Raw genomic sequence first — 10,149 nt, forward strand, 5'->3', positions numbered from 1 at the left:
CGCGGCGGCTAACGCTTATCCGCCTCCCACGCCTCGCTGGCGCTCGGCGCGGGTCCCGCGGCGGCTAAGCTGGGTTTTGGTTCCAGACCCCCTAAATGACTAGCAAGGATGGATGGCGATGGCATCGAACAACCGGCCCAGCAAGGCGGAGAGGACTTCCGCGGCCCGTGAGCAGGCGCGGCTGCTGCACGAACAGCAGGCTGCCGCCGCGAAGCGCAAGTCCCTGCTGGTGAAGATCGGTGTCGTCCTGGCGGTGGTCCTGGTCATCGGGCTGATCGCCATGATCATCCTGCAGAACAGCCGCGGCGAGGTGGCCGAGTCCGGACCGGCGCCCAAGGGCGGCAACGAGTACGGCGGCATCACGCTGGTTTCCGACACCGAGGTCGCGCCCACCTCCGGGGTGACCGTCGACTGGGCGGCGCTCGGCGAGGTTCCCGAAGGCGAGCAGGAAACCAAGCCGCGCGGCGTTGCAGCGGCGGAAAAGGGGCAGCCGGCGCAGGTGGTCATCTACGTCGACGCCAACTGCGTCCACTGCGCCGAGTTCGAGTCGGCCTATGCGGAGCAGCTGAAGACCTGGGTGGCGGCCAAGGACATCACGCTCGAATACCGCAACGTCGCCTACCTGGACCGCAACTCGTCCACCAACTACTCCTCGCGCGGTGCGAACGCCTTCGCGTGCGTGGCCGACGCCGCTCCTGCCTCCTACCTGCCGTTCGCCGAGGCGGTGTTCGCCCACCACAGCCAGGGCGAGATGAGCAACAAGGAACTCGCCGACCTGGCCAAGGCGAACGGAGCCGACGTGTCCGGCTGCATCGAGGACGGCACCTTCCGCCCGTTCGTGAAGTTCACCGACACGGCCTCCCGCATCGACGCCATCCCCGGCACTCCGAGCGTGTGGGTGCAGGGCAAGGTGTGGGACGCCGCCGCCGATGAAGACTTCGCCGCCTGGGCCCAGAAACTCATCGACGACAACAAGTAGCAGGTCGCAGGGCGGCGCCGGCACCCAGCAAGGGTGGCCGCGCCGCCCTGTTTCCCGTTTTCCGGTTGGTCCCCGGATTCCGCTAGGCTTGACGTGCTAGCCGGACTTGCCTTCGGCTGATCGCCCCTTTAGCTCAGTTGGCCAGAGCACCTGTCTTGTAAACAGGGGGTCACGGGTTCGAATCCCGTAGGGGGCTCCAAGAAGCGGTGCCTGACTAGGCGTTTTATAACGCTGTCAGCGTGTCGCGGAGGTGCGAAAAAGGCCATTTTGCAGAATGATTGCATTTTGACAAGATTGACAGGCCGTTCTACAGCTTTGTTGCACGCGCTTCATTGTGAACCAGGCACCGCCCCCGGCGCTCTCAGCGGGTATGGAAACCTTACGCGCGATGCGCGTCCTCATTGACCCCGCCTGGCTGCGCATGCTGGACGCGAAGGCCGTCGAACTGGCCCGGGAAGCCGGCGGGGTCTTCACCGTCCAGCAGCAGGCCCGGCTGCACGCCCGGCTCGGCAGCTAGCCCGGCGGTACCGTGGAAATCGAATGGCTGCGGATCCTGATGGGCAAGGTGATCGGCACCACCGGACTGGTGGCCTAGATGCTACCGCCTCTGGCCCGGTCATCCACGTCGAATCCAACTAGGGCCTGTCCTGCGAATCATCGCAGCCAGAGGATCTGCTGGGCAGTAAAGACCTCGCGGACGACACGGAAAAATGACCAACGAGTTGCTGGACCCGTTGACCCGATCCGATCTGCTTTGGTGCAGTCTGGCCTTGGCTCTGAAAGGGTTCATCCGCACCGATGCGTCGAATGAGATCGGAAACCTCATCTTGCTTTGGGGGCACGAGGTTGCTCGTCCCCGCGTACGAGATACTGAAGATGAGGGTGAGCGAAAGGGGAGAGTCGGTGAAGCATATAACCGAGGCAAGTCTTCAATCGAGGCTGGCCGAAACCTTGGACCAGGTGACGGAGGACTGCGAGGCGATTGTCGTCACGCGGTCCGGGAAAAATGCCGTCGTATTGGTCCCCCAAGCCGAATATGCCTCGCTGGTGGAGACAGCTTGGCTGCTGAGCACCCCGGCGAACGCCCGCAGGCTCCTCCAATCAGTGGACCAGTTGAACGCTAGACGTGACATTGGGTAAGGGGCGGGGCACCGGCCGGTGCCCCGCCCCTTTGTGTGCTCCCTGCCGGTCAGCGGGAGGCGGCGATGGTGAGCCACCCGTAGGCGAAGATCGCGCTGGCTACCCCGAGGGCGACGCCGGCGCCGGCGATCATGCGGATCGCGGTGGTGTGCAGGCCGGTGCTCTCGGCCAGGTCGGCCCGGCCCAGGGCGAGCATGCCGAAGAGGATGCCCACCGGCCCGGTCAGCCAGGACAGGCCGGCGAACACTCCGGCGGCCTGACGGTTGGCGATGCCGGTCGCGGCGGCCACCTGTTCGGCCGGCACGGTGGCGGCGAGGCGGTCGGTCAGCACCGGCAGTGATGCGTCCCGGTCGAGCCGGTAGATGGCGACCAGGGACAGGATGGAGAACGCCAGCGCCAACCCCATCGAGCGTCCGATCCCGCCGACGGAAAGGATGCTGCCGGAGGCCGCGTAGGCGAGCAGCACGATCTGCAGGCCAGCGATCACGGCCAGCCCCGGCATCAGGCGGGCGCGCCGGGCCGCGGCACGCTGCACCAGGAACACTCCGGCAGCGATCCCGGACAGGACCGGGGCCCACACGAACAAGGTGGAGTCGATCACGCCGGTGAAGACCAGCACCAGCTGCAGGACGGACGCGGCCCCGAACAGGCCGATGAGGGCCGCAGCCCCGGTCGCGTGGGCGCGCGGTGCGGTGCGCTTGCGAACGAACCCGAACGCCAGCGCCGACGCCGGCAACCAGAACTGGTAGTTGCCCATCGGCTGGTCCCGGCCCAGGTGCTGGAAGTTATTCTCAAGCGTGAACTGGGCAATCCACAGCAGGGCCAGCACCGCTGCGGTGAATGCGAGCGCCTGCCGTCCCCCGGGGACGGGCAGATAGAGCAGGATCGCGACGACCGCGGCGTGCGCCACCGAGGACAGGACGGAGACCGTGATGGCGGCCGTGTTGGCCGTGTCGGCGCCGAGGGCCGCGAGCACGTTGGCCAGCGTCAGCAGCGCCAGCAGGGCGCCGGCACCCCATGCCCACCTGCGGGTCGGGATGCGGTCGGTCTCCGTGTTGCGCGGTCCGGCGGCGAGGGCGGCGAAGGCGAGCATGCCGGTGAACGCGGCACCGAAGCCCGGGTCGGCACTGTTCTCCACGCCCGGGATGAACATGCCCAAGGTGTACACCCAGATCATCAGGGTCAGCAGGGCCGCCGGTGCGGTGCGCGCGCCCCAGGTGATGAGCGGGGTGGCGGTTCCGGTCAAGCGCATCGCGGCGGAGCCGAGGATGCCGACCACGGTGAGGATGCCCAGGACCATCAAGATCGGGTACTCGGTGAACGGAATCCGGCTGCCGCCGGTGCCGCCAGTGAAGAAGTAGCCGCCCACGAAGAAGAGGTCGTTGACGGTGACCAGGTACACGGCCAGGGCGAGCGCGTCCACGAACAGGTCGGCCCGGTTGATCCGGGCCCGGAACGGGGTCCGGGCGGCGGAGGCGGGAAGGTGGCTCGGCGGCGGGCCGGCCGGCGTGGCACCGGTCTCCTCCGGCGGAAGTGTCGAGGTGATGTGGTTGGTCAAGGGGTCCCCCGGGATGATGGAAAAGAGCGGCGGGGTGCGTCCCGCCACCCTCCATCCAACACCAGGACATCTGCAGGTCAGGAACCGGTTACGGTCTCGCGACACGCTTCGGGGGCTGGGACAGCATTTGGCCTGTCGGGGCTCCTTCTTTTGTCGGGCAGAGCCCCAGGCATGAGCCTGCCAGTGGCTCGAGGACCTTTCCGCGTCCATATGCGGCCAGGAGGTCTGGGCGCCGGGCCACTTCGGTGGCGAGTTGTCCAGCATGCGGGGGATCCCACCCGGCAGCCAGGGCTTGCGGGTGCAAGGTAGTGGCGATGACCATGCGCAGGGGAGCGCTGCACGCATCCAGGAGCGGGGCGTCTGCGGCCAGTCACTGCTGCATGACCTCTCCGCCAACAGCAGGCGTGGGGATTGCCCCGACTCGGACCACCAGCTTGCCGGCCATTCGTACGCCCTGCTCCTCCACCGTCTCGACTGGTGCTGTGGGAGCCTCGACGGGCGCCGGCGCCCCTGCAGCACCCCGGCGCTTCTTCGCGTCCATAGCCGCCTTGCCTTGGGAAGAGGGTGTCAGTGGGGCGATCAGCTCCCACTGGGTAGGGGAGAGAACGGAGTAGCGTGATTTCGCCGCTCAACCATGCCAACACGACCAAGCACCCATTAGGAGACATGCTCTAGAGTCGGTCGCCGTCGAGGCCTCGAGGACGGCTGGGCGCGAAGGCCGCGCGGACGAAGAGGCGCATTATCGCGACCGGGCGGAGATTGCGGTCGCGTTCCAATGACCAGCGCCATAACGCAGCCACTGGGCAGGCTGCCCGGATTTCTTCGGACGACTAACGTAGGACAGTAGATCGATTTGAGAAACATGCAGCGCATCGCCCGTCACGGGATGCACCAGGGGGAAGTGTGACACAAACAAGCCAGCGTCAGGAGAAGGACTGTCGCCTCTTTGAGGCGGTGCAAACCAACGGCAGGACGACCGTTCACCCGGATCCCCGCGATTGGGATCAGAGTCTCGCCCGTTTTGGTGAGCTCGACGCGACAAAGCGGGTGGCTGAAGACGTGATCTATGAACCGATGAAGTCCAACGGTCGTTACCAGTTGACGATGCACCGGCCCATCAATAAGCAGTTCATGTCCCGAATTGGTGAGGACAATCACATCACCGACATGCTGGTCGACAGCAACGAGCGTCACCGCTTCGCCTATTCGTCAACTGTCATTTTCAGTGAGCACCAAACTATCTTCGGGGTCGTAAAGGGCGACCGCTCAGCTCCGAGCCACCAGGACGTTTGTCGATTCCTCGCTGCGAACTATTCCTGCCCGGAAGGGTTTCGTTGGGAAGTTCGAGCGTTGCCGAGCCCTTCTGAACTGGACCGCATGAGGAATGCCGACGGGATCAACCTGTTCAGTACCAAGTTTTCGACCTTCAGAGACTTGTTCAGTGACGAGGGAGAAGAAGACGACATCTCTGAGTACGTCAACCGCTTGGCTAGCAAGTTTGGTTCGGACATCGAGGTCTTCCTCGAAGTGCGGCTTCCCCGTTCTACGCGCGGCATGGAGCCCGCCCGCCGCATGAAGGCCTTCTTCTCTCGGGACCTGAAGACTACGGTTGGGCGCGGCAGAGGAAGCAAAGCCAGGATCGTATCGCAGAATGGCGAGGAGGAACTCGTGCACCTGCTCGAACACGACCTGGCCATATCGTTCGACATCCCAGGCAGCGGCTCCGAAAAGGCGAGGTTCTCCCAGCTGGTGGATGGCCTAGAGAGTATTCGGTCGGAGCTTAACGCTAGTGTGGAGAGCCTACTCCGGAGGTGAGGGCATGGCGAAGACTGTGGGTCTGATGCTCCGGCACCCTGCCCTGGACTGCACGGCGCCTCTCGTAGCCTTGATCGTCTGGATTTTGATGGGCGGTCCGTTTCCGGACCGTACAGCAACTGACCTCATGCTCACCGCGTTGGCTTCGGCGGGAGGTCTGGTGATGGCTGTTGCCACATTTGCGGCAGGCATGGTGTACCAGAGTTCGGACGAACGCGTTGTGCAGATGCGCAGGCGTTATATGAACCAGCTTCGACGAAATTGGACGTGGATCTTCTGCTCCCTGCTTGTCGCTACGCTCATGCCGCTCATCGGTATGGCCCTAGGCGAGACTTTTCGCCAATGGGCGTTTGGTGTCGTGGTGGTCGCAGTCTGTCTAGTCGTCACGAATTTGCTCCGCGTGGTTTACCTGCTCCGGTTGGTGCTTCTTCTGGAAGCCAGCATTAGCGAGGAGCACGTTCGCGGGGCTGTGCCAACGGAACTTTTCTGAGGCCGCCTTGCGTCACCCGACATGGGCGGTTCAGCGCCTTCATCTACGGGAAGGACCGCCCGACACCTGGTATCGGGCGGTCCTTCGTGTCTGCTCATGTACTGCTATGCCTCCTAGTGGGCCGACATCAGAACGCTCCTTGCTAGGAGGAGGGGACGGCCGCCCGCAGCGTGGCCGGTGCGTAACGGGTGTCGCCCAGATATTTGGCGTAGATACGCGCACCCCACCCATAAGGAGAGGTGGCCATGCCGTCGACCAGCTTCACCGGCAGCTCGAGCTTGTACTCGCCGCTGTAGAACTGCACGTATCCGGTCGGGGTGGGGCCGCCGGGCTTCGCGGCCCGCACGGACGCGACGGTTCGGGGATAATTGGGATCCGAGCGGTCGGTGGTCAGGGAGCCCGTGGCCTCCTGCGCCTTGGCTGCCGGCTTGACGGTCACCACGAAGGGCTCCGACCTGGACAGATCGTAATGAAGGATCGGCTCGAACACGGCAACAATCTTGTGCGTCCCCACGGGAAGGTAGCCAACCGACAGTGAGGCGTCCCATCCGCCCGGGCCGGACCGGCTGACCCCCTCGCCGATCCATTCCCCGTTCGCGTAGAACTGGACCGCACCGTCCGCGTAACCCGTCTGGGGCCGGCCTGAGGCAGTGGTGACCAGGGCCCTGAGGGTGACCGGCTCGCTGACCGTGACGGTTCGCTTGTTCACCTTCAGCGAGGTTTTGGTGTCAGGACCCGTCCATACTTCGAAGCCGAAGGACCGGCTCACCGGCTGGTAGTTCTTGTCCCCCGAATAGGAGACCGTGTAGCGGTGCTTGCCGATGCGCTTCGGGGTGATGTAGGTGCGGAAATACGTCTGCCACTCCCTGCCGTCCAGACGCCATTCCAGCGGAGCGATCCCGCCGTTGTGGAAGGTAAATCGCAAGGTGCCGGTGGGTGCCGGCCCCGACTCGTCCTCGGCACCAAGCGAGGCAAGGATCTCCACGGGGTTCCCGACGTAGGCCCAGGAAGGTTCATCCAGGCCGGAATGGATAATGCTCGTCTCGACGCGCTCATCGACCCTCTTGGCCGCAGCCAGGGACGACGGCGCCGACACGAGCGAGAGCGTGGCCACTAGGGCCAAGACCACGACCAGAACGAACGAATGCCGGAACCTCAGAGCCGGCAAGGCAATGCGCTGCATCAAATCTCCTTCACTGCGGTGCGGAATGAAGCCCCCAGTCCCCCGCGGGCAACGGATGCCCACGCAAGCGACGCTACCGGCCCGGCGAGGGCGGATACACCGGCGCGGCAGACGCCGGCCCACCTTTTGCAAAGATCCAGTACCCGAGCTTCTCCAACCGCGAGAAACAAGGGAAAAGCCGGGAACCCCCTACGCTGGGCCTGCCGCCTGCCGTGGCCTAGGATCCCGCCCCGAGCAGCCCCACACGCAGGCACTCCCACCAAGCCAATCGTCCAGCCAGTTCTCCGCACGGGCCAGTGCGTGACCGACCTGGAGCAGCACAACGCCACCCGCTGCTGGGGGACCGAGGGACTGGCCCCCATCGTCCACGAAGGCTCCTTCCCCGTTCCCGGTGACGGCCCCGCACTTCATGATGCACCACTGCCAAGCCGGCACCGGCCCGTCCGGCTTGACCGGCGAATCCGCCCTGACAGATCGGTTCCAGCCGGACTTCCCGCACCGGCGCACCAGCCTGAACGACCCGTTCGATGCCACCGCTGCGCACACCGTCATTGCCTACGCCCGCAGCCGCGCCGTCCCCGGAAGCCAACTGGCCCTCTCACCGGCGGCGCACGCCGAACTCCTGACAAACCACACGCAGTTGGCCGCGCTCGCAGAGGCTGTGCGAGCTCACCTTCACGCCTGGCCGGCGGCGGCAGCATTGGCGTGCCCCGGGCTGACGGTGAGCGCCTGCCACCAGGCCTGATCCGCGCGGCGGCCACCTTCGAAAGTCCGGCAAGCCGCGGACCCCCGTGGCAATCCGGCCCCCTTGTGTCGCACGCCACGAATCGTTCGGGGTGGCATTGGGTAATCCAGTGCCTGATCTGGAATCCCTTGCCTTGGACGCGCCTGTTGAGGCGACTGCCTCCTTCCTGCCCGCTTCCCGTGCGCCCCCACCCTCGGCCATGTGCTCGCCGGCATGGGCGCGGATCATGACCCGGCAATCCGGCTGGAGGACATCCTCGTCATTCGCCACGCCTTCAGGCCTGGGGACCCGGAAGCGCTGCGGGGGCCTGAAGACCTGACCCAGGATCGGGTCCTCGCGTATACCCGCGTGCAGGGCGTCTCACCCTGGAGCTTTCTCCCGGATCCGCCACGGTACTGGGTGATCTTCGTTGCCGATGGCCGGAACCGCTTCCGTCTCTGGGGCACCCGTGGAGAACCACGGCGAGGTGGCCGCGGAGCGCACCGAGATGCTGCGGTCCTTCGATCTGCGCCCGGCAGGGTTTCTGGAACCTTTGACGAAACGGCTTGTGGTCGAATGGGCCAGCCCCCGCAGGTGGCAGCGCAAGGCCCTCGCCGCCGCGCAGATGCCCGCGCTGGAGATCGCCGACCGGGACAAGGTCCCTTTCCCGGGGTTCGATGGCGTGCTGCTCGCCTACCACGAGCTGCGCGAGATGGTGGAGGATCCGCGGTACGCCGACTGGCGTGCTGCCCTGTCCGAGGTTCAGGGCTTCTACCTCATCACCGACTCCACCAACGACAAGCAATACGTCGGCAAGGCCGACGGCGCCGAACGCATCCTGGGCCGGTGGACGGCCTACGCGCGGGACAGCCACGGCGGCAACGTCGCGCTCCGCGAGCTGGCCCAGCACAGCGCTGTCGGGGATGCGCCGGGGGCGAAGACGGACCATGCCCGACACTTCGTTTTCAGCCTCCTGCGCGTGTTCGGGCCCAGCACGCCCTCCTCAGAGATGAACAAGGCCGAATCCCACAAGGACACGCTGATGACCCGCCCATTCGGCCTCAACAGGAACTGAGGCCCCTTCTGCTGGGTCACCCTGCCCAAGATTGCCGACGGCTGCCGCGCCTGGCGCAGGCCAGCACGGAAGCCGGTAAACCCGCAGCAAGGACCACCCCACGTCCCGCGGCCGGGCCCGCGGATCCAGCCGTCGGTCCTGCAGGCCGAGCCCGCCCGCTGGTGTAGCTGCAACAACTGCGGGGCGTCACCGGACACCGCAGGACGATGTCCCTGAATGCGCTGTTCGTCGGCGGCATGAACCGGGCGGCGGCGTGGGAGGAGAGCGGGGCCTTCAGCCGCCCTATGGCCGTCATGCTTATATTCGACAACTGGGCACTGAATTTCAGGCGCGGGACACTAACTTCGAGGTTGCTGGTGCCGTGGCACGGTGATCTTCTGCGTCTCGTTGCGCAGCGCCTGCTCGTACAGTTTCCCCACGGCCTCGTCCGAGAGAACCTGACCTTCGAGCGCCATCGTGGCAGCCACCTTAGATGCGATTCGAGCAGCTCGCTCGCGCGCTTGGTCAGCCTCGACCGAATTGCTGCCGATCGCGGGGTCGGGCGTGGAGCTGGCCATACCGCTAGGCTACCGGGCGGCTGTGAAAACTCGCGTCCCCCTGAACCAAGTCGTTGGCGGCTACCGCCGTTGGCGATTGCTGTGGGGTGGCAAGAACTGCTTTGAAGTATTGGGTCTCCCTGTGCTATGCCCCAGCAGCAAAAATCGGTGAACCTGATGTCGCCCAGTCCGCTCAACAGGATGACAGGTGGTTCCGGCGAGTTTGTGGATGGAGGACTGCCACTGACGGTTGATGAATGCTTTGTGGAAGGCGGAATTCCGCTCGGATGGCATCGAAGTCAGGATCTGGCGTAGGTCCTTCTGTTGCGACGCGCTCGATCCGTTGGACGCCATGCGGGACCGGGTAATGGTTGGCCGCGGGCCGGCGTCATCCGGGTTCGGCAGTTCCTGCGCATCCGGCGTGATGCGTGTCGGGTTGGGGTTCGAGGGTCGGGGCAGGCTCGTGGGCCCGGGCGCCGAACCCTGAGGGTGGCATTCGGTTGCGGGTTGGGGCGCGGCTGCAGGGTGGGTTGAGGGGCGGGCCGGGTTCGTGCCGCGGGAGGAACGCGTGTTCATGGCCTGGTCCATGCGCAGGATGAGGCGGGGGGCTGACAAGAGGGTTCCGGGCAGATCGCATCGCCCTGGCCAT

At 65.5% G+C, this 10,149-nt stretch carries 10 protein-coding genes and 1 tRNA gene; 8 read left to right on the top strand and 3 right to left on the bottom strand.

Translation table 11 applies throughout. The features are described from left to right. Positions 1–118 precede the first annotated feature (118 nt). The 4 genes from ABD912_RS16250 to ABD912_RS16265 all read left to right on the top strand — a co-directional run bounded on the left by ABD912_RS16250 (position 119) and on the right by ABD912_RS16265 (position 2,119). The gene (locus tag ABD912_RS16250; RefSeq protein WP_345152404.1) at positions 119–979 is read left to right on the top strand and encodes a DsbA family protein; all 861 of its coding nucleotides are present in this window, start codon (positions 119–121) and stop codon (positions 977–979) included. A gap of 122 nt (positions 980–1,101) precedes the next feature. Continuing rightward, a tRNA-Thr gene (locus ABD912_RS16255) sits at positions 1,102–1,178 on the top strand. A gap of 189 nt (positions 1,179–1,367) precedes the next feature. Beyond that, entirely contained in the window at positions 1,368–1,496 is a 129-nt protein-coding gene (locus ABD912_RS16260; protein ID WP_345152406.1) for a hypothetical protein, read from the top strand. A gap of 359 nt (positions 1,497–1,855) precedes the next feature. Further along, positions 1,856–2,119, top strand: a complete 264-nt coding sequence (locus ABD912_RS16265; RefSeq protein WP_345152416.1) for a type II toxin-antitoxin system Phd/YefM family antitoxin — start codon at positions 1,856–1,858, stop codon at positions 2,117–2,119. A 49-nt stretch (positions 2,120–2,168) separates the two neighbouring features. Here ABD912_RS16265 and ABD912_RS16270 read toward each other — a convergent pair whose 3' ends face one another. After that, positions 2,169–3,725: a hypothetical protein gene (locus tag ABD912_RS16270; protein ID WP_345152407.1), complete on the bottom strand. Its 1,557-nt coding sequence runs from the start codon at positions 3,723–3,725 to the stop codon at positions 2,169–2,171. Between the two features lie 855 nt (positions 3,726–4,580). Between ABD912_RS16270 and ABD912_RS16275 the strand changes: the two genes are divergently transcribed. Both ABD912_RS16275 and ABD912_RS16280 read left to right on the top strand, forming a co-directional pair. After that, complete coding sequence (locus ABD912_RS16275) at positions 4,581–5,492, top strand: hypothetical protein (protein ID WP_345152409.1); 912 nt, start codon at positions 4,581–4,583, stop codon at positions 5,490–5,492. 4 nt (positions 5,493–5,496) lie between these two features. Continuing rightward, complete coding sequence (locus ABD912_RS16280; protein WP_345152410.1) at positions 5,497–5,982, top strand: hypothetical protein; 486 nt, start codon at positions 5,497–5,499, stop codon at positions 5,980–5,982. A 142-nt stretch (positions 5,983–6,124) separates the two neighbouring features. Here the strand turns inward: ABD912_RS16280 and ABD912_RS16285 are convergent, their stop codons facing one another. Continuing rightward, complete coding sequence (locus ABD912_RS16285; RefSeq protein WP_345152412.1) at positions 6,125–7,165, bottom strand: Ig-like domain-containing protein; 1,041 nt, start codon at positions 7,163–7,165, stop codon at positions 6,125–6,127. 391 nt (positions 7,166–7,556) lie between these two features. Here ABD912_RS16285 and ABD912_RS16290 point away from each other — a divergent pair, with 391 nt between their 5' ends. Together ABD912_RS16290 and ABD912_RS16295 are read left to right on the top strand one after the other, a co-directional pair. Next, positions 7,557–7,910, top strand: coding sequence for a hypothetical protein (locus ABD912_RS16290; protein WP_345152413.1), 354 nt, complete (start codon positions 7,557–7,559; stop codon positions 7,908–7,910). A 415-nt stretch (positions 7,911–8,325) separates the two neighbouring features. Next, the gene (locus ABD912_RS16295; RefSeq protein WP_345152414.1) at positions 8,326–8,964 is read left to right on the top strand and encodes a GIY-YIG nuclease family protein; all 639 of its coding nucleotides are present in this window, start codon (positions 8,326–8,328) and stop codon (positions 8,962–8,964) included. A gap of 338 nt (positions 8,965–9,302) precedes the next feature. Here the strand turns inward: ABD912_RS16295 and ABD912_RS16300 are convergent, their stop codons facing one another. Further along, positions 9,303–9,521: a hypothetical protein gene (locus ABD912_RS16300; protein WP_345152415.1), complete on the bottom strand. Its 219-nt coding sequence runs from the start codon at positions 9,519–9,521 to the stop codon at positions 9,303–9,305. Positions 9,522–10,149 lie beyond the last annotated feature (628 nt).

This window comes from Arthrobacter ginkgonis (genome assembly GCF_039540195.1).
GTDB classification, from domain to species: Bacteria; Actinomycetota; Actinomycetes; order Actinomycetales; family Micrococcaceae; genus Zafaria; species Zafaria ginkgonis.